At 70.4% G+C, this 22,274-nt stretch carries 20 protein-coding genes; 3 read left to right on the forward strand and 17 right to left on the reverse strand.

What is annotated here, in order from left to right; genetic code table 11:
• Nucleotides 1-9: 9 nt before the first annotated feature.
• On the reverse strand, nt 10-732 hold the full coding sequence (locus ACZ49J_RS35535; RefSeq protein WP_467455016.1) for an MBL fold metallo-hydrolase: 723 nt from the start codon (nt 730-732) through the stop codon (nt 10-12).
• 168 nt (nt 733-900) lie between these two features.
• Between ACZ49J_RS35535 and ACZ49J_RS35540 the strand changes: the two genes are divergently transcribed.
• Both ACZ49J_RS35540 and ACZ49J_RS35545 read left to right on the forward strand, forming a co-directional pair.
• The gene (locus ACZ49J_RS35540; protein WP_467455014.1) at nt 901-1,737 is read left to right on the forward strand and encodes a peptidylprolyl isomerase; all 837 of its coding nucleotides are present in this window, start codon (nt 901-903) and stop codon (nt 1,735-1,737) included.
• A 134-nt stretch (nt 1,738-1,871) separates the two neighbouring features.
• A complete protein-coding gene (locus ACZ49J_RS35545) occupies nt 1,872-3,101 on the forward strand; it encodes a DUF349 domain-containing protein (RefSeq protein ID WP_467455012.1) in 1,230 nt (409 codons plus the stop codon).
• Between the two features lie 77 nt (nt 3,102-3,178).
• On the opposite strand, the gene ACZ49J_RS35550 is transcribed toward ACZ49J_RS35545, so the two are convergent.
• From ACZ49J_RS35550 to pgsA, 16 genes are all read right to left on the reverse strand, one after another.
• On the reverse strand, nt 3,179-5,692 hold the full coding sequence (locus ACZ49J_RS35550) for a RelA/SpoT family protein (protein WP_467455010.1): 2,514 nt from the start codon (nt 5,690-5,692) through the stop codon (nt 3,179-3,181).
• A 204-nt stretch (nt 5,693-5,896) separates the two neighbouring features.
• Complete coding sequence (locus tag ACZ49J_RS35555; protein WP_467455008.1) at nt 5,897-6,436, reverse strand: adenine phosphoribosyltransferase; 540 nt, start codon at nt 6,434-6,436, stop codon at nt 5,897-5,899.
• The gene (gene secF, locus ACZ49J_RS35560) at nt 6,433-7,545 is read right to left on the reverse strand and encodes a protein translocase subunit SecF (RefSeq protein WP_467455006.1); all 1,113 of its coding nucleotides are present in this window, start codon (nt 7,543-7,545) and stop codon (nt 6,433-6,435) included. The genes ACZ49J_RS35555 and secF overlap by 4 nt, the downstream gene beginning before the upstream one ends.
• Nucleotide 7,546: 1 nt before the next feature.
• Nucleotides 7,547-9,316, reverse strand: a complete 1,770-nt coding sequence (secD, locus tag ACZ49J_RS35565; RefSeq protein ID WP_467455004.1) for a protein translocase subunit SecD — start codon at nt 9,314-9,316, stop codon at nt 7,547-7,549.
• Nucleotides 9,317-9,459: 143 nt separating this feature from the next.
• Entirely contained in the window at nt 9,460-9,957 is a 498-nt protein-coding gene (yajC, locus tag ACZ49J_RS35570; RefSeq protein ID WP_467455002.1) for a preprotein translocase subunit YajC, read from the reverse strand.
• A 164-nt stretch (nt 9,958-10,121) separates the two neighbouring features.
• Nucleotides 10,122-11,192 carry a Holliday junction branch migration DNA helicase RuvB gene (gene ruvB, locus ACZ49J_RS35575; RefSeq protein ID WP_467455001.1) on the reverse strand — a complete coding sequence of 357 codons (1,071 nt, stop codon included), beginning with the start codon at nt 11,190-11,192 and terminating at the stop codon, nt 10,122-10,124.
• A gap of 25 nt (nt 11,193-11,217) precedes the next feature.
• A complete protein-coding gene (gene ruvA, locus ACZ49J_RS35580) occupies nt 11,218-11,823 on the reverse strand; it encodes a Holliday junction branch migration protein RuvA (protein WP_467454999.1) in 606 nt (201 codons plus the stop codon).
• The gene (gene ruvC / locus ACZ49J_RS35585; protein WP_467454997.1) at nt 11,820-12,359 is read right to left on the reverse strand and encodes a crossover junction endodeoxyribonuclease RuvC; all 540 of its coding nucleotides are present in this window, start codon (nt 12,357-12,359) and stop codon (nt 11,820-11,822) included. Before ruvC ends, ruvA begins: the two co-directional genes overlap by 4 nt.
• 124 nt (nt 12,360-12,483) lie before the next feature.
• Nucleotides 12,484-13,236, reverse strand: coding sequence for a YebC/PmpR family DNA-binding transcriptional regulator (locus ACZ49J_RS35590; RefSeq protein ID WP_128378378.1), 753 nt, complete (start codon nt 13,234-13,236; stop codon nt 12,484-12,486).
• Between the two features lie 49 nt (nt 13,237-13,285).
• Nucleotides 13,286-13,894: a pyridoxal 5'-phosphate synthase glutaminase subunit PdxT gene (pdxT, locus tag ACZ49J_RS35595; RefSeq protein WP_467454996.1), complete on the reverse strand. Its 609-nt coding sequence runs from the start codon at nt 13,892-13,894 to the stop codon at nt 13,286-13,288.
• 24 nt (nt 13,895-13,918) lie between these two features.
• The gene (gene pdxS, locus ACZ49J_RS35600; protein ID WP_467454994.1) at nt 13,919-14,842 is read right to left on the reverse strand and encodes a pyridoxal 5'-phosphate synthase lyase subunit PdxS; all 924 of its coding nucleotides are present in this window, start codon (nt 14,840-14,842) and stop codon (nt 13,919-13,921) included.
• Between the two features lie 360 nt (nt 14,843-15,202).
• Complete coding sequence (locus ACZ49J_RS35605) at nt 15,203-15,748, reverse strand: LemA family protein (RefSeq protein ID WP_467454993.1); 546 nt, start codon at nt 15,746-15,748, stop codon at nt 15,203-15,205.
• Nucleotides 15,749-15,785: 37 nt separating this feature from the next.
• Nucleotides 15,786-16,730 carry a formylglycine-generating enzyme family protein gene (locus tag ACZ49J_RS35610; RefSeq protein WP_467454991.1) on the reverse strand — a complete coding sequence of 315 codons (945 nt, stop codon included), beginning with the start codon at nt 16,728-16,730 and terminating at the stop codon, nt 15,786-15,788.
• A 121-nt stretch (nt 16,731-16,851) separates the two neighbouring features.
• Nucleotides 16,852-18,012, reverse strand: a complete 1,161-nt coding sequence (locus ACZ49J_RS35615; protein WP_467454989.1) for a glycosyltransferase family 4 protein — start codon at nt 18,010-18,012, stop codon at nt 16,852-16,854.
• Nucleotides 18,009-18,959: a phosphatidylinositol mannoside acyltransferase gene (locus ACZ49J_RS35620; RefSeq protein WP_467454987.1), complete on the reverse strand. Its 951-nt coding sequence runs from the start codon at nt 18,957-18,959 to the stop codon at nt 18,009-18,011. The genes ACZ49J_RS35615 and ACZ49J_RS35620 overlap by 4 nt, the downstream gene beginning before the upstream one ends.
• Nucleotides 18,956-19,669 carry a phosphatidylinositol phosphate synthase gene (gene pgsA / locus ACZ49J_RS35625; RefSeq protein WP_467454986.1) on the reverse strand — a complete coding sequence of 238 codons (714 nt, stop codon included), beginning with the start codon at nt 19,667-19,669 and terminating at the stop codon, nt 18,956-18,958. Before pgsA ends, ACZ49J_RS35620 begins: the two co-directional genes overlap by 4 nt.
• A gap of 352 nt (nt 19,670-20,021) precedes the next feature.
• Between pgsA and ACZ49J_RS35630 the strand changes: the two genes are divergently transcribed.
• Entirely contained in the window at nt 20,022-22,217 is a 2,196-nt protein-coding gene (locus tag ACZ49J_RS35630) for an elongation factor G-like protein EF-G2 (RefSeq protein WP_467454984.1), read from the forward strand.
• The last annotated feature ends 57 nt before the right edge of the window (nt 22,218-22,274 follow it).

Genomic DNA, 22,274 nt, shown 5'->3' on the forward strand with positions numbered 1-22,274 from the left:
GGTCTCTCGTCACATTCCTCGTCGGGGAGGGGTGTCAGTACCCTCACCGCGTTCTTGGTGGCCTGCGGCCACTTGCCGCAGATACGGATTGGTGGCGCGCTCCTGGCCGATGGTCGTCTGGGGGCCGTGGCCGGACAGCACCACGGTCGAGTCGTCGAGCGGCAGGCACACACGGGCCAGCGAGTCGAGCATCTCGGCCATGTCGCCGCCGGGCAGGTCGGTGCGTCCGATGGAGCCGGCGAAGAGCAGGTCCCCGGAGAAGAACACGGACGGGATGTCCGCCGTCTCGGGCATCCGGAACGTCACCGACCCCTTGGTATGGCCGGGCGCGTGCGCGACGGACAGTTCAAGACCGGCCAGTTCCAGCTTCGACCCGTCCGTCAGCTCCTTGACGTCGTCGGGCTCCCCCACGGTCAGTTCGCCCAGCAGCGGCATCCCTATGGAACGGCCGAGCGCCTTCTCCGGGTCGCTCATCATGTAGCGGTCGTCGGGGTGGATCCACGCCGGGACGTCGTGCGCGCCGCACACCGGGACGACCGAGGCCACGTGGTCGAGGTGTCCGTGGGTGAGGACGACGGCGACGGGCTTGAGCCGATGCTTCTTCAGCGTTTCCTCGACTCCCTGGGCGGCCTGGTGGCCCGGGTCGATGATCACGCACTCCTCTCCGGCGGCGGGGGCGACCAGATAACAGTTGGTCCCCCAGGCCCCGGCGGGGAACCCGGCAATGAGCACGATCGTCCTTCGGATTGTGGAGTACGGGCTGGTTTGCTGCGCGTCAGAGCCTACCGGCGCTGCCGTTTCCTCAGCGAACCCATATACGGTACGGGGCACACACAAGCGGTCGGCTCAGTAGTCGCACGCGTACCGTCCGACGTACGAGACGCATGAGGAGAGAACCCGGTGGTCAGCCAGGAACAGCGGCGGCGTCAGCTCGCCCGGGAGAAGTTCTTGCGGCAGCAGCAGCGGCGCACCGCCGCACGACGCAAGGCACGTGCCCGCAATGCCGTGATCGCGTCGGTCCTCGGTGTGATCCTGATAGGCAGCGTGGCGCTGTACACGACCGGGGTGCTCAAGGACGACGGCAAGAAGGAGAACGCGAGCGCGGAGGTGACGCCGAGCGCCTCGCCGAGCAAGGCTCCGGACCCGTGCGAGAAGCCCGCCGAGGGCAAGGTCAAGAAGCTCTCGTACAAGAAAGAGCCCGCGATCACCGTCGACAGGACCGCGAAGTACACGATGGATCTGCGGACCACCTGCGGTGACATCCCCATCACCATGGACGCGGCGAAGACCCCGCGCACGGTGAACTCGTTCAACTTCCTGGTCAACAAGGGGTACCTGGACCACACGAAGTGCCACCGGCTCACCACCGCCGGGATCTACGTCCTGCAGTGCGGGGACCCGGAGGGCACCGGCATGGGCGGGCCGGGGTACACGATCCCGGACGAGAACCTGAAGGACAAGAGCCTGAAGGGCGGGGTGTACCCGGCGGGCACCGTGGCCATGGCGAACCAGTACAACGCCCAGACGAAGGAGGGCCGCAACAGCGGCGGCAGCCAGTTCTTCCTCGTCTACCAGGACAGTCAGCTCCCGGCCGACTACACACCGTTCGGCACGATTTCCGAATCGGGGATGAAGGTCCTGCAGAAGATCGCCAAGGCGGGCGAGAGCACGGGGCAGGGCGACGGCACGCCGAACGCGACGGTTGTGATCAACAAGGCGACTGTCAAGGAGAGCTGACCGCCCACCGCGTAATTTCGGTCGCGCGGGATGCGGACAGCCGCCCCGCCGGTCGCCTATGTTGGCCGTGACGAAACTGTGGACGATGCCGGGGGTGCTACAGCCCTTCGCAGGCATCATGTGGAGGAGGCGCTGTGAGCAGCGACCCGTGGGGCCGCGTCGACGAGACGGGGACCGTGTACGTGCGTACGGCCGACGGCGAGCAGGTCGTCGGTTCCTGGCAGGCCGGCTCTCCCGAGGAGGCGCTGGCCTACTTCGAGCGCAAGTACGAGGGCCTGGTTGTCGAGATCGGCCTCCTCGAGAAGCGAGTGAAGACCACCGACCTGTCGGCGAAGGACGCCCAGGCCGCCATCGACCACATCCGGGAGCAGGTCGACGCGCACCACGCCGTGGGTGACCTGGATGCCCTGCGGACGCGGTTGGACAAGCTGGTCGAGGCCGTCGAGGCGCGTCGTGAGGAGCGCAAGGCGCAACGCGCGAAGCAGTCGGACGAGGCACGGCACGCCAAGGAGGCCCTGGTCGCCGAGGCGGAGGAGCTGGCGCAGTCCGACCAGTGGCGGGCGGCCGGTGAGCGGCTGCGCTCGCTGGTGGACACCTGGAAGGGGCTGCCGCGGCTCGACCGCAAGTCGGACGACGAGCTGTGGCACCGCTTCTCGCACGCGCGCTCGGCGTTCTCCAAGCGTCGCAAGGCGCACTTCGCGCAGCTGGACGCGCAGCGCGAGGAGGCCCGCAAGACCAAGGAGCGGCTGGTCGCGGAGGCCGAGTCCCTGTCGAACTCGACCGACTGGGGGCCGACGGCCGCCCGCTACCGTGAGCTGATGTCCGAGTGGAAGGCCGCGGGCCGCGCCCAGCGCGAGCACGAGGACGACCTGTGGAACCGCTTCCGCGGTGCCCAGGACATCTTCTTCGCGGCGCGCAGCTCGGTGTTCGCGGAGCGTGACGCCGAGCAGGCCGAGAACCTCAAGCTCAAGGAGGAGCTGGCCGAGGAGGCGGAGAAGCTGCTGCCGATCACGGACCTGAAGGCGGCGCGTGCCGCGTTCCGCTCCATCAACGAGCGCTGGGAGGCCATCGGCCACGTCCCGCGGGACGCCCGCCCGAAGGTGGAGGGCCGGATGCACGCCGTGGAGCGTGCCCTGCAGGACTCCGAGGAAGCCGAGTGGCGCCGTACGAACCCGGAGGCGCGTGCCCGGGCCGAGGGGCTCACGGGCCAGCTCCAGGCGGCCGTGGACAAGCTGAAGGGCCAGATCGAGCAGGCGCGCGCGCAGGGCAACAACGCCAAGGCCGACAAGCTCGAGAAGGAGCTGGAGGGCCGCCAGGCGCTGCTGGACCAGGCGCTGAAGGGCCTGCAGGAATTCGGCGGCTGACACACCGGTAGTAGCTGCCACGAGGGCCGCCGTACGTCACGTACGGCGGCCCTCGTCGTGGTGCGGTGGGGTTGGGGTTACGACGGCCTGCGCGCCGACGTCACCCGGTACACGTCGTACACGCCCTCGACGCCGCGCACGGCCTTCAGGACGTGCCCCAGGTGCTTCGGGTCGCCCATCTCGAAGGTGAAGCGGGACGTGGCCACGCGGTCGCGGGACGTCTGGACCGCGGCCGACAGGATGTTGACGTGCTGGTCGGAGAGCACGCGCGTGACGTCGGAGAGCAGGCGGGAGCGGTCCAGGGCCTCGACCTGGATGGCGACCAGGAAGACCGAGGACTGGGTGGGCGCCCACTCGACGTCGAGGATGCGCTCGGGTTCGCGGGACAGGGAGTCGACGTTGACGCAGTCGTTGCGGTGAACCGACACGCCGCTGCCCCGCGTGACGAAGCCGATGATCGGGTCGCCGGGGACGGGCGTACAGCAGCGGGCGAGCTTCACCCACACGTCCTCGACGCCCTTGACCACGACGCCGGGGTCCTGGCTGCTGCGCCGCTTGCGGCTGCGGCCGCGGGACGGCGGTACGGCCTCGTCGATCTCCTCGGTGGCCGCCTCCTCGCCGCCGAGAGCCTGCACCAGCTTCTGCACGACGTTCTGCGCGGCCACGTGGCCCTCGCCGATCGCCGCGTACAGGGACGAGATGTCCGGGTAGCGCATCTCGTGGGCGAGGGTCACGAGGGAGTCGCCGGTGAGGATGCGCTGGATCGGCAGGTTCTGTTTGCGCATCGCGCGGGCGATGGCGTCCTTGCCCTGTTCGATGGCCTCGTCGCGGCGCTCCTTGGAGAACCAGGCGCGGATCTTGTTGCGGGCGCGCGGGGACTTCACGAAGCCGAGCCAGTCGCGGGACGGGCCCGCGCCGGTCGCCTTGGAGGTGAAGACCTCCACCAGGTCGCCGTTGTCCAGGGTGGACTCCAGCGGGACCAGGCGCCCGTTCACGCGGGCGCCTATGGTGCGGTGGCCGACCTCGGTGTGGACCGCGTAGGCGAAGTCGACGGGGGTCGCGCCGGCCGGGAGCGCTATGACGTCGCCCTTGGGCGTGAAGACGAAGACCTCGTTGCGGGAGAGGTCGAAGCGCAGCGACTCCAGGAACTCGCCCGGGTCCTCGGTCTCCTTCTGCCAGTCCAGCAACTGGCGCAGCCACGCCATGTCGTTGAGGTGGTCGTCCTTCTTCCCGGACGACTTGGGCACGTCGGTGCGGATCTTGGAGGCGCCCGCGACGGCCTCCTGCTTGTACTTCCAGTGCGCGGCGATGCCGTACTCGGCGCGGCGGTGCATGTCGAACGTGCGGATCTGGAGTTCGACCGGTTTGCCGTTGGGCCCGATGACCGTCGTGTGGAGCGACTGGTACATGTTGAACTTGGGCATCGCGATGTAGTCCTTGAACCGCCCCGGAACCGGGTTCCAGCGGGCGTGGACGGTGCCCAGGGCCGCGTAGCAGTCCCTGACCGTGTCCACCAGGACGCGGATGCCCACCAGGTCGTAGATCTCCGCGAAGTCACGGCCGCGGACGATCATCTTCTGGTAGACGCTGTAGTAGTGCTTCGGGCGGCCGGTGACGGTCGCCTTGATGCGGGCCGCGCGCAGGTCGGACTGGACCTCGTCGGTCACTATGGCGAGGTACTCGTCGCGCTTGGGGGCACGCTCGGCGACGAGGCGGACGATCTCGTCGTACATCTTGGGGTAGAGGATCGCGAAGGCGAGGTCCTCCAGCTCCCACTTGATGGTGTTCATGCCCAGGCGGTGGGCGAGCGGCGCGTAGATCTCCAGGGTCTCGCGCGCCTTCTTCTCCTGCTTCTCGCGCTTCAGGTAGCGCATGGTGCGCATGTTGTGCAGGCGGTCGGCGAGCTTGATGACCAGGACGCGGGGGTCCTTGGCCATGGCGACGACCATCTTGCGGACGGTTTCGGCCTGGGCGGCCTCGCCGAACTTGACCTTGTCCAGCTTGGTCACGCCGTCGACGAGCAGCGCCACCTGGTCGCCGAAGTCGCGGCGGAGCTGGTCCAGGCCGTACTCGGTGTCCTCGACGGTGTCGTGCAGCAGGCCGGCCATGAGCGTGGCCGGGTCCATGCCGAGTTCGGCGAGGATCGTCGTCACCGCGAGCGGGTGGGTGATGTACGGGTCGCCGCTCTTGCGCTTCTGGCCGCGGTGCCAGCGCTCAGCGACCTGGTAGGCGGTCTCGATCTTGCGGAGCGTGGCCGTCTCGATCTTCGGGTCGTTGCTGCGCACTATCCGCAGCAGCGGCTCGAGGACCGGGTTGTACGGGTTGGAGCGCTGGACGCCGAGGCGGGCCAGGCGGGCGCGCACGCGGTTGGAGGAGCCGGAGCGCGCGGGCTGACCGGCGGCCGTCCGGGCCGGGGGCGTGGGAGGAGCGGGCTTGGGGCGCGCCGGCTCGGCGGCCTTGCCGACGGGCGCGGACTGGGCGTGCTCGACCGAGCCCTGCGCGGCGTTCTTCTCGCTCGGCGCGGGCGTGGCCGCGGCTCCCGAGGCGGACTCGGGCTTGGCGGCGGTCAGTGGCTGGGCCTCATCTGGCAAGAGGACTCCTCGTGCGCGATCCGGGTCCCCCGGCAGGCTCCGGAGACCCCATGGTAGCGATCCTCGGCTCCGGACTCGCCTTCGGCCGGTCAGACGGTCCGCTGCCCGGGCAACACGAGAGGCGGGCGCCGGATTCCTCCGGGGCCCGCCTCAGCGGTGTCGTACGGGTGGCGCGAACCTTGTCCGCGCCTGTCGTGGCGGTGCTCAGACCTGGAGCAGGGCCTCCAGCGGGGCGCCCTCCAGGGCCGGTTCGAGGCGGGCGCGGCCGCCCAGGAACCCGAGCTCCATCAGGACGGAGACGCCCGCGACCTCGGCTCCCGCCCGGCGGATGAGCTGGACGGAGGCCTCGGCGGTGCCGCCGGTGGCGAGGACGTCGTCGATGACCATGACGCGGTCGCCCGCCGACAGGTCCTCGGCGTGCACCTCGATCTCCGCGGAGCCGTACTCCAGGTCGTACGCCTGGCCGAGGGTCGCTCCGGGGAGCTTGCCCGCCTTGCGTACCGGGATGAAGCCCACCCCGGAGCGGACCGCGACGGGTGCGCCGAGTATGAACCCGCGGGCCTCCAGGCCGACGATCTTCGTCGCACGGTGCTGGACGACGAACTCCGCGAGCGCGTCGGTGAGCGCGGTGAACGCCGCCGGGTCGGCGAGCAGCGGCGTGATGTCCTTGAACATCACGCCCGGCTCCGGGTAGTCGGGGATGTCGCGGATACGGCTGAGGAGCAGGTCCCTGACGGCGGTCATCGGCGCTTCCCCGAGGGCCGGCCGCGGCCGCGGCCGCGGGACGCGGGCTGGTTGCGCGGGCCGACGACCGCGGGGGTCGCGTCCTCCGGCTCGTCGCCGTACGCCTCGTCGTCGCCCTCCGCCTGGGCGGGCTCGCCCTGGGCGGTCTGGGCCCGCTTGGCCAGGACGCGCTTCCTCAGCGCCTTCATCTGCGGCTCGCGTTCCTTGAGGTCGGCGACGAGCGGCGTGGCGATGAAGATCGAGGAGTACGCGCCGGCGGCGAGGCCGACGAACAGCGACAGCGAGATGTCGTTGAGCATGCCCGCGCCGAGGACACCGCCGCCGATGAACAGCAGGCCCGCGACCGGCAGCAGCGCGACCACCGTGGTGTTGATCGAACGCACCAGGGTGCTGTTGATCGAACGGTTGGCGATGTCCCCGTAGGTCCAGCGGGTCTGCCTCGTGATGTCCTTCGTCTGCTCCTTGAGGCTGTCGAAGACGACGACCGTGTCGTAGAGCGAGTAACCGAGGATCGTCAGCAGACCGATCACCGTGCCCGGTGTCACCTCGAAGCCGACGAGGGCGTAGATGCCCACCGTGATCGTGATGTCGTGGATCAGGGCGACGAACGCCGCGATGGCCATGCGCCACTCGAACGCGATCGCCAGGTAGATCACCACGAGGACCAGGAAGATCCCGAGTCCCTGCCAGGCCTTGTTGGCGATCTGGTCACCCCAGCTGGGGCCGACCAGGTCGGCGTTGATCTTCTCGGAGTCGACCTTGAGGTCCTTGGCGAGCTCTTCCTTGATCCCGTCGGACTTGCCGGTGTCGACGCCGGAGACCTGGATGCGCAAGCCCCCCGTGCCGAGCTCCTGCACGATCGCGTCGTGGCCGGCCGCCTCCTCCGCGTACTCCTCGGCCTGGGCGACCGAGACGCTGGTCTTCGGGGTGGTGAAGACGGCGCCGCCCTGGAACTCGATGCCCATGTTCAGGCCGCGCACCGTCAGGCCGAGAATGGCCGTGATGGTGATCAGGATCGAGATGCCGTACCAGATCTTGCGGTTGCCGACGAAGTCGTAACCGACCTCGCCGCGGTGGAGTCGGGCACCGAGGTCGCCGAGTTTCGACATCTCAGGCCTCCTTCGGGTCGACGGGGGCGGCGGGACGGCGGGTGCGGCGCAGCGGCGGCCGGGCACCCAGTCGCTTCGGGTCGAGGCCGGACCAGCTGTGACCGTTCGCGAAGAACTTCCTGCGGGCGAGGATCGTCAGCAGTGGCTTGGTGAAGAGGAACACCACGACCACATCGAGCAGGGTGGTCAGACCGAGGGTGAACGCGAAGCCCTGGACCTTGCCGACGGTCACGACGAACAGCACCGCGGCGGCGAGGAACGACACGAAGTCGGAGACCAGGATGGTGCGCCGGGCGCGCGGCCAGGCCCGCTCGACGGCGGGGCGCAGCGAGCGGCCCTCGCGGATCTCGTCCCGGACGCGTTCGAAGTACACGATGAACGAGTCCGCCGTGATGCCGATCGCGACGATCGCGCCGCAGACGGCCGGCAGGTTGAGCGCGAAGCCGATGGCAGGGCCGAGCAGCGACATGATCGCGTAGGTCAGGGCCGCGGACACCAGCAGTGACGCGATGGCGATGAGGGACAGGCCGCGGTAGTAGACCAGCAGGTAGATCACGACCAGGGCGAGGCCGATGGCGCCGGCGATCAGACCCGCTTCGAGCTGCTCACCACCGAGCGCGGCGGTCACCGTGGTGACGCTCGCCTCCTTGAAGGTGAGGGGGAGCGCGCCGTACTTCAGCATGTTGGCCAGACCCTGGGCTTCCTCCTGGCTGAAGCTGCCGGAGATCTCGGCGTTGCCACCGGTGATCGACTGGCTGACGGACGGGTCGGAGACGACGTCGCCGTCGAGCACGATCGCGAACTGGTTCTGCGGGGGCTGGTTCTTGGAGAGCTGGCCGGTGACATCGGCGAACTTCTTGGCGCCACCGGACGTGAACTTCATGGTGACTTTCCAGCCCGCGGCGCTCTGCGTGTCGAAGACCGCCTGGGCCTCGTCGACGTCGGTGCCGGCGACCGCGGCCGGGCCGAGGATGTACTTCTGCCACTGCTTCTGGGAGTTCTGGCCGCAGGCGACGATGGAGTCGCCGGGCTTGGCTCCGTCACCGGCCTTGGCGCGCTGGGCCGGCTTGGTGCAGTCGAGGGCGGCGTACGCGGCCTGGAGCTTCGTCGTGTCGGCGCCACCGCTGGCGCTCGCGGACGGGGAGCTGTCGGCCTTCGCGGACGCGGAGCCGCTCGGCGTGGGGTCCGCCTTCAGGGCGTCGGTGACGGCGCGGCCCTGCGAGGTGGCGGAGGAGGACGGCGTGGCGGAGGAGGACGAGGTCGCCTTCTCGTTGTCGCTGTCCTTGTCGCCGGCCTTATCCGAGGGCGAGGGGCTCGGAGAGCCGCTGGGGCTGGTGCTCGGGCTGGGCGAGGCTCCGTTGCCGGACACCTCGGTGGTCACGACCGGGCGGAAGTAGAGCTTGGCGGTGGTGCCGACCTGTTCCCGGGCCTGCTTGGAGTTCGTGCCCTTGGGGATGTTGACGATGATGTTGCGATCGCCCTGCGTCTGGACCTCCGCCTCCTGGACGCCAAGACCGTTGACACGGCGCTCCATGATGGAGACCGCGGTGTCCATGTTGGTCTTGTTGATCGCGTTCGGCTGGCCGGGCTCGTTCTGCGCTTCCAGCGTGATGCTGGTGCCGCCGGCGAGGTCGATGCCGAGCCGTGGAGTGGTGTGTCCGGAGGCGAACATTCCCCCGGTGAGCGCCGCGATGGCGATCAGGATGAGGGCCAGTGCGCGGCCTGGTTTGCTCTGGGCGCTCGCGCTCCGGCCCTTCTTCGGTGCTGCCACCTTCTCGTAACTCCCTCTCGGGCCGCCTCGACGCCGGTCGAGCGTCTGGGCGGCCATGACATGGTGTCGGGACTCCGTGCGAGAACGGCACGACCCGGGTGACGCGGCACGAACTGGTCGTGCCGCGTCACCCGGGAGCGTGGCTACTTCGCGTCGGACTCGCCGTCGGTCTTCTTCGGCTCCGCGTCGTCGTCGGCCTTCGCCTCGGCGGGCTCGTCGGCCGCGTCGCCGTCCGCGTCCTTCTTACCAAGGTCGATGGGCTTGTCGTCGGAGGCGGCGGAAGCGTCGGCGGCGGGCTCGTCGGTCTCGGTGAGGGAGGAGGCGTCGTCCGGCACGATGTCGGACTTCAGGTCGTGCTCGATGCCGTGGACGATGCGGTTGTACTCGTCGTCGGTGAGGACGGCGCCGATCGCGTTCTTCGCGAAGAGCAGTTCCACGCCCGGCCCGGCGTCGAGGAGGACCGTGTCCTCGTTGACCTCCTTCACCGTCGCGTACATGCCCCCGATGGTGCGGACACCGCTGCCGGGCTGCATTTGGTTCCGCATGTCGGCCGCCTGCTGCTGCTTCTTCTTGGCCGAGCGGGTCATCAGGAACATGGCCCCGATGAGCACGATGAACGGGAGGAGGGTCACGAGACTCACGGGTGGGAACTTCCTTCACACGACCGCGATGGTGAGCGGCCTGATGGTTGGGGGTATGTGTGCCGCCGACAAAGGCGGCATCGGCGGAGTCTAAGCGAGTCCGCGCGCAAGGAACAACGCTCAGCATCGCACCCGGGTTCCTGATGCGGCCAATGCCCCCGCTGTCACGTACCGAACAGGTCCTGTTGTCCGTTTGTCCCGGTGGCCCCGCGGGGCGGGGTGAGGCCGAGGTGCGCCCATGCCGCGGGGGTCGCGACCCGTCCGCGCGGGGTGCGGGCGAGAAGTCCCTCGCGGACGAGGAAGGGCTCGGCGACCTCCTCGACCGTCTCACGCTCCTCCCCCACGGCGACGGCGAGGGTGGACAGGCCGACGGGGCCGCCGCTGAAGAGCTTCAGCAGGGCCTCGAGTACGGCGCGGTCGAGGCGGTCGAGGCCGCGGGCGTCGACCTCGTAGACGGCGAGGGCGGCCGCGGCGATGTCCCTGGTGATGACTCCGTCGGCCTTGACCTGCGCGTAGTCCCGGACGCGGCGCAGCAGGCGGTTGGCGATACGGGGCGTGCCCCGGGAGCGGCCCGCGATCTCGGCGGCGCCCTCGGCTCCGATCTCGACGTCCAGCAGGTGCGCGGAGCGGTGGATGACGCGCTCCAGCTCGGCGGGTTCGTAGAACTCCATGTGCGCGGTGAAGCCGAAGCGGTCGCGCAGCGGCGGGGGCAGCAGGCCCGCGCGCGTGGTGGCGCCGACCAGCGTGAAGGGGGGAAGTTCGAGGGGGATGGCGGTCGCTCCCGGGCCCTTGCCGACGATGACGTCGACGCGGAAGTCCTCCATCGCCATGTAGAGCATCTCCTCGGCGGGCCGGGACATGCGGTGGATCTCGTCGAGGAACAGGACCTCGCCCTCCTGCAGCGAGGACAGGATCGCGGCCAGGTCGCCCGCGTGCTGGATGGCGGGGCCGCTGGTGATGCGGATGGGGGCGCCCATCTCGGCGGCGATGATCATCGAGAGGGTGGTCTTGCCGAGGCCGGGGGCGCCGGAGAGGAGGACGTGGTCGGCGGTCGCTCCCCGCGCGCGTGCCGCCCGCAGCACGAGGTCGAGCTGCTCGCGGACCTTCTCCTGGCCGATGAACTCGTCCAGGTCCTTGGGGCGCAGGGCGGCCTCGACGGCCTGGTCCTCACGGTCGGCGGACGCACCGACGAGCCGCTCGGCGGCGGCGGCGTCGGTCGTGTCGTCCCAGTTCATGTGGCGTGCCTCGGGGTGTGGTGGGTCAGCGGGCTCGGTTCAGGGTCTGCAGGGCCGCCTTCAGCAACTGGCCGACCTGGGGCGTGCCGCCCGCGGCCTCCGCCTGGGGTGCCACGGCGGACACGGCCTCGTCGGCCTCGCGGGTCGCGTACCCGAGGCCGATCAGGGCGGCGTGCAGCTGGTCGCGCCAGCCCTGGGTGACCGGGGTGCCGACCGCCGGTGCGCCGATCGGCTCGCCCAGCCGGTCCTTCAGCTCCAGGAGCAGCTTCTGGGCGCCCTTCTTGCCGATGCCGGGGACGGCGATCAGCGCTTTCTCGTCACCGGTCGACACGGCGCGGCGCAGGGCGTCGGGCGTGTGCACGGCCAGCATCGCCTGGGCGAGGCGGGGGCCGACCCCGCTCGCCGTCTGGAGCAGCTCGAAGACCTGGCGCTCGTCGTCGTCCACGAAGCCGTAGAGGGTCAGCGAGTCCTCGCGTACGACGAGGGAGGTGGCGAGTTTGGCCGACTGGCCGACCCTGAGCGTGGACAGCGTGTTCGGCGTGCACTGGACGGCCATGCCGACCCCGCCGACCTCGACCACCGCGGCGTCGGGAGCGAGTGCGGCGACCGTGCCGCTGACGAAGGCGATCATGCAGTACGGCCTTTCGTTGCGTTGGCTGCGTGCCGGGCCACGGCCTGCTGGAGCCGGTTCTGGGCGGGAGCACGCCAGATGTGGCAGATGGCGAGCGCGAGGGCGTCGGCGGCGTCGGCCGGCTTCGGTGGCGCGTCGAGCCGCAGCAGCCGGGTGACCATCGCGCCGACCTGGGCCTTGTCGGCGCGTCCGCTGCCGGTGACGGCGGCCTTGACCTCGCTGGGGGTGTGCAGGGCGACGGGGATGCCGCGGCGTGCGGCGCAGAGCATGGCGATGGCGCTGGCCTGGGCTGTGCCCATGACGGTCCGTACGTTGTGCTGGCTGAACACCCGCTCCACCGCGACGAAGTCGGGCCCGTGCTCGTCGAGCCACTGCTCGATGCCCTGCTCGACGGCGACGAGACGGTGCCCCAACTCGGCGTCCGCGGGCGTCCGTACGACACCGACGGCGCGCATCGTCAACGGGCGTCCCGCGACGCCCTCCACGACACCGACACCGCACCGGGTCAGTCCCGGGTCCACCCCCAGTACGCGCACCCAGACCTCCCCGTGGATGGTGATCTTCGAAGTCCCGCCAGGCTATCGGCTGCCACTGACAACAGCAGCGGGCCGATAGGACGTGTCCCACCGGCCCGCCGACACCGCTGAGCTCGCGGCAGCGTTACGCGTCGACCTTCGCCATGACGTCGTCGCTCACGTCGAAGTTGGCGAAGACGTTCTGCACGTCGTCGCTGTCCTCCAGGGCGTCGATCAGCTTGAAGATCTTCTTGGCGCCCTCCTCGTCCAGCTCGACCTGCATGGTCGGGACGAAGTTGGCCTCGGCGGAGTCGTAGTCGATCCCGGCGTCCTGGAGGGCGGTGCGGACGGCGACCAGGTCGGTGGCCTCGCTGATGACCTCGAAGCTCTCACCGAGGTCGTTGACCTCCTCGGCGCCCGCGTCGAGCACGGCGCCCAGGACGTCGTCCTCGGTCAGCTCGCCCTTGGGGACGATGACGACGCCCTTGCGGTTGAAGAGGTAGGAGACGGAGCCCGGGTCGGCCATCGAGCCACCGTTGCGGGTCATGGCGACGCGGACGTCGGAGGCAGCGCGGTTGCGGTTGTCGGTGAGGCACTCGATGAGGACCGCGACGCCGTTCGGGCCGTAGCCCTCGTACATGATCGTCTCGTAGTCGGCGCCACCCGCCTCGAGACCGCCACCGCGCTTGATCGCCGAGTCGATGTTCTTGTTCGGAACCGACTGCTTCTTCGCCTTCTGCACGGCGTCGTACAGCGTCGGATTACCGTCCAGGTCCACACCGCCCATGCGCGCCGCGACCTCGATGTTCTTGATCAGCTTCGCGAAGAGCTTGCCGCGCTTGGCGTCGATCACGGCCTTCTTGTGCTTCGTCGTGGCCCATTTAGAGTGGCCGGACATCTGCCTGTCTCCTTCGCGTAACCCATCTCTGAAACGAACTCCAGAGATCCTACAAGGCGCCCGGTGTCCGGCTCTCGCGCACCATCTCGGCGAACAGCGCGTGCAGACGGTGGTCTCCGGTCAGTTCCGGGTGGAACGACGTGGCGAGCGCGTTGCCCTGGCGTACGGCGACGATGTGGCCGTCGTGCTCGGCGAGCACCTCGGTCCCGGCGCCGACGGACTCGACCCAGGGGGCCCTGATGAAGACGCCCTCTACAGGATCGCCCTCGATGCCCCGTACGTCGACCGCCGCCTCGAAGGACTCGTTCTGCCGCCCGAAGGCGTTGCGGCGCACGATCATGTCGATGCCGCCGACCGTCTCCTGGCCCGAGCGCGGGTCGAGGATCTTGTCCGCCAGCATGATCATGCCGGCGCAGGTGCCGTAGACGGGCATACCGGCGCGCACGCGCGCGCGGAGGGGCTCCATCACTCCGAAGAGGATGGCCAGCTTGGAGATCGTGGTGGACTCGCCGCCGGGGATGACGAGACCGTCCACCTCGGCGAGTTCCTCGGGGCGCCGCACCGGCCTGGCCACGGCGTCGGCCGCGGCCAGGGCGATGAGGTGCTCCCGTACGTCGCCCTGGAGGGCCAGGACGCCTGTGACGGGTGCGTCAGTCATGTATGTGCAGTCCTTGGACGGGGATTACCAGCCGCGGTTGGCGTAGCGCTCGGTCTCGGGGAGGGTGTCGCAGTTGATGCCGACCATGGCCTCGCCCAGGTTGCGGGAGGCGTCGGCGATGATCTTCGGGTCGTCGTAGAAGGTGGTGGCCTTCACGATGGCGGCGGCACGCTTGGCCGGGTCGCCGGACTTGAAGATGCCCGAGCCGACGAAGACGCCCTCGGCGCCGAGCTGGCGCATGAGCGCGGCGTCGGCGGGGGTCGCGACACCGCCGGCGGAGAAGAGGACCACCGGCAGCTTGCCGAGTTCGGCGACCTCCCTGACGAGCTCGTACGGGGCGCGCAGCTCCTTGGCGGCGGCGTACAGCTCGTGGTTGTCGAAGCCCTTGAGGCGGGCGATCTCGTTCTTGATCTGGCGCAGGTGGCGGACTGCCTCGACGACGTTGCCGGTGCCGGCCTCACCCTTGGAACGGATCATGGCGGCGCCCTCGGCGATGCGGCGCAGGGCCTCGCCGAGGTTGGTGGCGCCGCAGACGAACGGGGTCGTGAACGCCCACTTGTCCGAGTGGTTGACCTCGTCGGCCGGGGTGAGGACCTCGGACTCGTCGATGTAGTCGACGCCGAGGGACTGGAGCACCTGGGCCTCGACGAAGTGGCCGATGCGCGACTTGGCCATCACGGGGATGGAGACCGCGTTGATGATGCCCTCGATCATGTCCGGGTCGGACATGCGGGCCACGCCGCCGTCCTTGCGGATGTCCGCGGGGACCCGTTCCAGGGCCATGACCGCGACGGCGCCCGCGTCCTCGGCGATCTTCGCCTGGTCCGGGGTGACGACGTCCATGATCACACCGCCCTTGAGCTGCTCGGCCATGCCGCGCTTCACGCGTGCGGTGCCGGTCGCGGTGTTCTGGTCGGGCTGGGCGGTGTGGGAGAGCGTGCTGGACACGGGTTCGACCTCGCTCGGGAAGAGGGGGTTTTTCTGCAGCACTGAGGAAACGTGACCGGTGCAGGCCACGGCAAGGGCCAATAGGGAGGCGGTGGATCGTTTTCGCCCCCGCCGCCCCTGCCCGTCCCTCCCCCACTCTCGGCTCCGCTCGAGCGGGGGGACCTCCATCCGGGGCTCCGCCCCGGACCCCGCTCCTCAAACTCCCCCAGCTACCGCTGGGAGGTGCCCCCAAGGGGCTGAAGATTCAGCCCGTCCGGCGTTTGAGGACGAGGCCGAAGGCCGATACGCGGGGGTCTGGGGGCGCAGCCCCCAGGGATGGGACGGGTACGGGCGGTGGGGGCGAGACAACCCGCCCCGGGCTCACGCGCTCGCGCGGTCCGCCAGTGCCGCCGGTGGCTCGTCGTCCATCTCGAAGGCCAGGGGGAACGGGGCGTGCCCCGCGAGACGGAACCAGCGGACCTTCCGGTGACGCCGGAGCGCACGCGCCGCACGCACCGCGTCGTTGTGGAAGCGGCGGGCCATCGGCACGCGCCGCACCGCCTGGCCCAGCTCCCTCGCCGCGTCCTCCCCGCCCGGCGCCTCCCGTACTGCCTCCACCTGCTGCGCCTCCGCGAACACGGCCCGCAAGGCCTGGCTCAACTCGCTCTCGGCGACCTCGCGTTGCTCCTCCTCCGCCTGCCGCGCCGCGTGGGCGGCCTCGTACAGCACGATGGAGGCGGCCGGATCGAGCACCCCGGAGGTGGCCAGTTCCTGCGCGACCGAGGCGCGGCGCAGCAGTTGCGCGTCCAGGGCGGCCCGGGCGGCGTCGATGCGCGCGTGCAGCCGGTCGAGTCGGCCCGCGGTCCAGCTGAGGTAGAGGCCGATCACGACCAGGCCGACGAGGATCCAGATGAGGGTTGCCGTCACGGGCGGCAAGGCTAGCGGCAAGGCCACCGGTGCGCCGTCACGCCCCCCTCACGTCCCAGGCGCACCGGAAACCCCCGTGTCCCGTGGAGGAGTCGGGCGTGTTCCTCGACCGCGCGGCGACCCGGTAGCGGTTGCAGTACGAGGCGTGGCACAGGTACGAGCCGCCCCGGATGACCCGGTCCCCGCCGGAGGCCGAGAAGCGGTCGGCGCACCACTCCCACACGTTGCCCGACGTGTTGTACAGGCCGAAGCCGTTGGGCTCGTACGCGTCCACGGGAACCGTTCCGGTCGTGCCCGCCGGCTTGGTGCTCACCCGGGGGAAGTCGCCCTGCCAGGTGTTCACACGGTCCTGTGCGAAGTCGTCGCCCCAGGGGTAGCGCCGCCCCTGAAGTCCCCCGCGCGCCGCGTACTCCCACTCCGCCTCGGTGGGCAGCCTGGCCCCCGCCCAAGTGCAGTACGCCAGCGCGTCGTTGTACGAGACGTGCACGACCGGGTGGTGCTCCCGGTCCGCGGCGATCCGTGATCCGGGTCCCTCGGGCGCCCTCCAGCTGGCCCCCTCGACACCGAGCCACCACGGCGCGCCGGCGACCGCGCCGAGGACGGACTCCCGCGCGCGTGGGTGGAGCATCAGATGGAACACGAACGAACTGCCGTACTGCTCCGCCTCGGTGCGGTACCCCGTGGCGCGGACGAAGTCGGCGAACCGGGCGTTGGTGACGGCCGTCGTGTCGATCCGGAAGGGGGCCACCCGCACGGTCCGGACCGGCCCCTCCGCGTCCTCGGGGTAGCCCTCGCCGAAGGCGTCGCCCATGCGGAACTCGCCTCCGGACAGGGAAACGGCGGCCGCGTCGTGCGCCGTGGCGGTCTGTGACCGGGGCCCCGGAACAGTGAGACGGAAGACCGAACCCGCTGCCCTGTGCCGAGGATCGTCCCCGCGCGCGGGGGCACAGCACGCGCCCTCGTGGTCGTCGGCCCCAGTCAATCCCGTCCGTCCCGTCAATCCCACCAGACCCGAGTCCGGTCAGACCCGAGTCCGGTCAGACCCGAGTCCCGTCAGTCCCGAGTCCCGTGCGTCCCGCAGTGCCGTGCGTCCCGCGGGCCCGTCAGTCCCGTATCAAGCCGAACCGCGCGCGCAGACCCGTGCGTTCGTCGGCGGCGACGGCGGCCGCCCCGTCGGTCACCGTCTCGTACACGGACAGGATGTCCGCGCCGACGGTCGACCAGTCGAAGCGGCGGACGTGCGCGCTGCCTCGCCTGCGCAGTTCCTCGCGCCGCTCCGGGTCACCGAGCAGCCGTACGGCCGAGGCGGCCAGTGCGTCGGCGTCCTCGTTGGCGAACAGCTCTCCCGCCGCGCCCTGGTCCAGGACCTGGGCGAAGGCGTCGAGGTCGGACGCGAGGACGGGTGCGCCCGCCGACATGGCCTCGACGAGGATGATGCCGAAGCTCTCGCCCCCGGTGTTCGGCGCGACGTACAGGTCGACGCTGCGCAGGAAGCGCGCCTTGTCCTCGTCGCTGATCATGCCGAGGAACTCGACCCGGTCGCGCATGTCCTTGGGCAGGTTCTCCACGGCCTCCTCCTCGTCCCCGCGCCCGGCGACCAGGAGCCGTGTCCGCGGGCGTTCGGCGAGGATCTTCGGCAGCGCCTTCATGAGCACGGGCAGGCCCTTGCGGGGCTCGTCGATGCGCCCCATGAAGCCGATCGTGTCCCCCTGCCACTCGGGCCTGGGCTTGGCACGGGCGAAGAAGTCGACGTCCACGCCGTTCGGGATGACGACGGCGTCCCCGCCCAGGTGCTCCACCAGGGTGCGCCGGGCGTACTCGCTCACCGCGATCCGGGCGCTGATCTTCTCCAGGGCCGCCTGGAGGATCGAGTACGCGGCGACCATCGCCCGTGAGCGGGGGTTCGACGTGTGGAAGGTGGCCACTATCGGGCCCTGGGCGGCCCAGCAGGTCAGCAGACCGAGCGACGGCGAGGCCGGCTCGTGGATGTGGATCACGTCGAACGTGCCGTCGTGCAGCCAGCGCCGTACGCGGGCCGCCGACAGGAAGCCGAAGTTGAGGCGGGCCACCGAGCCGTTGTAGGGCACCGGGACCGCGCGGCCCGCGGAGACGACGTACGGCGGCAGTGGCGTGTCGTCGTCCGCGGGGGCGAGCACGGACACGTCGTGCCCGAGGCGGATGAGGTGGTCGGCCAGGTCGCGGATGTGGAACTGGACGCCGCCGGGCACGTCCCAGGAGTACGGGCAGACGATGCCGATCCTCACGGTGTCTCCTTCCCGGATGCCTCCGCGGCGTCCCGGTTCCCGGGTGCCATGGCGGGGTCCAGGTCGGCGAGCCACAGGCGCTGCAGCATGTGCCAGTCCTCCGGGTGGTCGGCGATCCCCGTGGCGAAGGCGTCTGCCAGCGCCTGTGTCATGACAGACGTCTTCTCGGCGCGCGTACCTGACTCGGGTACCGCGATCGGAGGGTGCACTCTGCCCCGCATCACGGGAGATTCGTCGTACCAGAGCGTCACGGGGAGCAGCAGCGCGCCGGTCTGCTGGGCGAGGAGGGCCGGCCCGGCGGGCATGCGGGTCTTCTCGCCGAAGAAGTCGACCTCGACGCCGGACGCGGACAGGTCGCGGTCGGCGACCAGGCAGACCAGACCGCCGTCGCGCAGCCGCCGGGCCAGCGTGCCGAAGGCCGAGCCGCCGTTGTGCGGCAGGACCTCCATGCCGAGGCCCTCGCGGTAGGCGACGAAACGGTCGTACAGCGTCTCGGGCTTGAGGCGTTCCGCGACGGTCGTGAAGGGGATCCGGAGCTTGGTGGTGACCCAGGCGCCCGCGAGGTCCCAGTTGCCCAGGTGCGGCAGCGCGAGTATGACGCCCTTGCCCGCGGCGAGGCCCTCGGTGAGGTGATGCAGGTCCTGCGGGACGAAACCGTTCTTGATCCGGTCCTCGCTCCACGCGGGGAGACGGAACGACTCCATCCAGTAGCGCAGGTAGGAGCGCATGCCCGCCCGGGACAATTCGGCGAGGCGCTCGGGGGACGCGCCCGGCACCACGCGCGCGTAGTTGCTCTCCAGCCGCAGTACGCCCTTGCCGCGCTGTTTCCAGGCGAGGTCGGCGATGGTGCGGCCCAGACGCACGGCGACGGGTTCGGGGAGCTTCTTGACCGTGCTCCAGCCGAGACCGTACAAGGCGTCCGTCAGCCGCTCCTGCACGTTGCTCACGACGTCGCCTCACTCCCCTGCGAGGCGTTCTCGTTCCCGGACGTCCCCTGCGAGGCGTTCTCGGAGGCGGCGGCTTCGGCGGCCTCCGCCTCGGCGGACTCGCGACGCACCGTGACGACCCGCTGGATCAGCGTGACGAGGCTGCCGACGGCGACGATCCACAGGGCGACGGGCAGCAGGTACTGGATGCCGGGCACGCCGAACGCGTGCAGTCCCGCGAGGCCCGCCGCGACCAGGGAGACGACCAGCCGCTCGGCGCGCTCCACCAGACCGTTCACGGCGACCGGCAGGCCGATCGATTCTCCCCGTGCCTTGGTGTACGACACGACCTGGCCGCTGGCCAGGCAGAAGATGGAGACGGCGCACAGCACGTTGTCGTCGCCGTTGCCCGCGTACCAGAGGGCGAAGCCGCCGAAGATCGCGCCGTCGGCGACCCGGTCGAGCGTGGAGTCCAGGAACGCACCCCAGCGGCTGGAGCGGCCCAGCTGGCGCGCCATGTTGCCGTCGACCAGGTCGGAGAACACGAACAGCGTGATCACGACCGTGCCCCAGAAGAACTCGCCGCGGGGATAGAAGACCAGCGCGCCCGCGACCACTCCGGCAGTGCCGAGGAGCGTGACCGTGTCGGGGCTGACCCCGCGACGGATGAGAAACGCGGCGAACGGTGTGAGAACACGCGTGAAGAAAGCACGCGCGTACTTGTTCAGCATGGCCTTCCCGAGGGTCGGTGGGCCGCGCGGCCCCTGCTGGCCACCGGCGGGCCCATCGTAGCCAGGCGCGTGCGTGCGCGAGGGCCGGGCACCCGAGCCCCGTGTCACGTCCTGGCAGCGGCCTGGTCACGCCGTGATGGCGCGCCTGTCGCCGGCCTCGAAAAGGCACGGTCACGTCCGTCGTAACGGCACGATCACGTCCGTCGTAACGGCACGATCACGTCCGTCGTATGGACGCACCGTGACGGGAGTGGAAAGCTCGAAGGACCGCGGGCGTCATCGGAGCCGCCATCGCACGCGGGTCCGCGTGTCCGCGCCCACAGTGACCTCACCGTGCACGGGAGGCAGGATCATGGGCGACAAGGCGAACGCACACCCCGGAGCCGCCGGCAGGGCTACGGCGGCCGACCACCCCGCGTCCGTACGGAATGTGGTGCTGGTCGGCCACAGCGGATCGGGCAAGACGACTCTGGTGGAGGCTCTCGCGCTGACAGCGGGAGCGGTGAACCGGGCGGGCCGTGTGGAGGACGGCGGCACCGTCTCCGACTATGACGAGATCGAGCACCGTCAGCAGCGCTCGGTGCAGCTCTCCCTGGTGCCCGTCGAATGGGACGGCATCAAGATCAACCTTCTGGACACTCCCGGATACGCCGACTTCGTCGGGGAGCTCAGGGCCGGTCTGCGAGCGGCGGACGCGGCCCTCTTCGTCGTCTCGGCCTCGGACGGGGTGGACGGCTCGACGCGGATGGTGTGGGAGGAGTGCGCGGCGGTCGGCATGCCGCGCGCCATCGTGATCACCCACCTCGAAGCGGCCCGGGCCGACTTCGACGAGATGACCCGGACCTGCGCGGAGGCCTTCGGCGCGGACGACCCCGACGCCGTGCTGCCGCTGTACCTGCCGCTGCACGGACCGCAGGGGCCGGACGGGCACGCTCCGGTGACGGGCCTGATCGGACTGCTGTCACAGAAGCTGTTCGACTACTCCACCGGGGAGCGCAAGGAGTCCGAGCCGGGCGAAGACCAGCTGCCGCTCATCGAGGAGGCCCGCAACCGGCTGATCGAGGGGATCATCTCCGAGAGCGAGGACGAGACCCTCATGGACCGCTATCTCGGCGGCGAGACGATCGACTTCAAGACACTCGTGGAGGACCTGGAGCGGGCCGTCGCGCGCGGGGTCTTCTTCCCCGTGCTGGCCGCCGCCCCCGCGGCCGACGGCGCCCGGCAGGGCATCGGCACGGTCGAGCTCCTCGAACTGGTCACCGGCGGCTTCCCGACCCCGCTGGAGCACGAGGCGCCGACGGTCACCACCCCGGACGGCAAACCCCGCGAGGTCAAGGCCTGCGACCCGGACGGGCCGCTGGTCGCGGAGGTCGTGAAGACGGCCAGCGACCCCTACGTGGGCCGGCTGTCGCTGGTCCGGGTCTTCTCGGGCACCCTGCGTCCCGACGAGACAGTGCACGTCTCCGGGCACGGGCTGGCCGACCGCGGCCACGAGGACCACGACGTGGACGAGCGAATCGGCGCCCTGACCAGGCCCTTCGGCAAACAGCAGCGTTCCCTGTCGCACTGCATAGCGGGCGACCTGGCGTGCGTGGCGAAACTGAACCGCGCGGAGACCGGCGACACGATCTCCGCGAAGGACGACCCGCTGCTCATGGAGCCGTGGGAGATGCCCGACCCGCTGCTGCCGCTCGCCATCCAGGCACACAGCAAGGCGGACGAGGACAAGCTCTCCCAGGGCCTCGCCCGGCTGGTCGCCGAGGACCCCACCATGCGCCTGGAGCAGAACCAGGACACCCACCAGGTGGTGCTCTGGTGCCTGGGCGAGGCACACGCCGACGTGGCGCTGGAACGGCTCCGCAGCCGGTACGGCGTCCAGGTCGACGTGGTCCCGCACAAGGTCTCCCTGCGGGAGACGTTCGCGACCAGGTCGGAGGGCCGCGGCCGTCATGTGAAGCAGTCCGGCGGGCACGGGCAGTACGCGATCTGCGAGATCGAGGTCGAGCCGCTGCCGGGCGGCTCGGGCATCGAGTTCGTGGACAAGGTCGTCGGCGGTGCCGTGCCGCGGCAGTTCATCCCCTCCGTCGAGAAGGGCGTGCGGGCCCAGGCGGCCAAGGGAGTCGCGGCCGGTTACCCGCTCATCGACATACGGGTCACGCTGCGCGACGGCAAGGCGCACTCCGTGGACTCCTCGGACGCGGCGTTCCAGACGGCCGGTGCGCTGGCGCTGCGCGAGGCGGCGGCCGACGCGCGGATCCACCTCCTGGAGCCGGTCGCCGAGGTGACGGTCCTGGTCGGCGACGACTACGTGGGGCCCGTCATGAGCGACCTGTCCGGGCGGCGCGGCCGCGTCGTGGGCACCGAGCAGGCCGGCGGCGGGCGTACGGTCGTACGGGCCGAGGTGCCGGAGATCGAGATCGGGCGGTACGCCGTCGACCTGCGCTCGATCTCCCACGGCACCGCGCGCTTCAACCGCAGCTACGCACGGCACGAGCCGATGCCCGCTCAGATCGCCGAGAAGGTCCGCGAACAGGCCAAGGAGGGCTGACAGTCCCGCGGTTCGGGAGGAGCCGCCGTGTCGCCCCGGGCCGGGGGTCCGGGCTCG

The organism is Streptomyces sp. NPDC030840, from assembly GCF_055572015.1.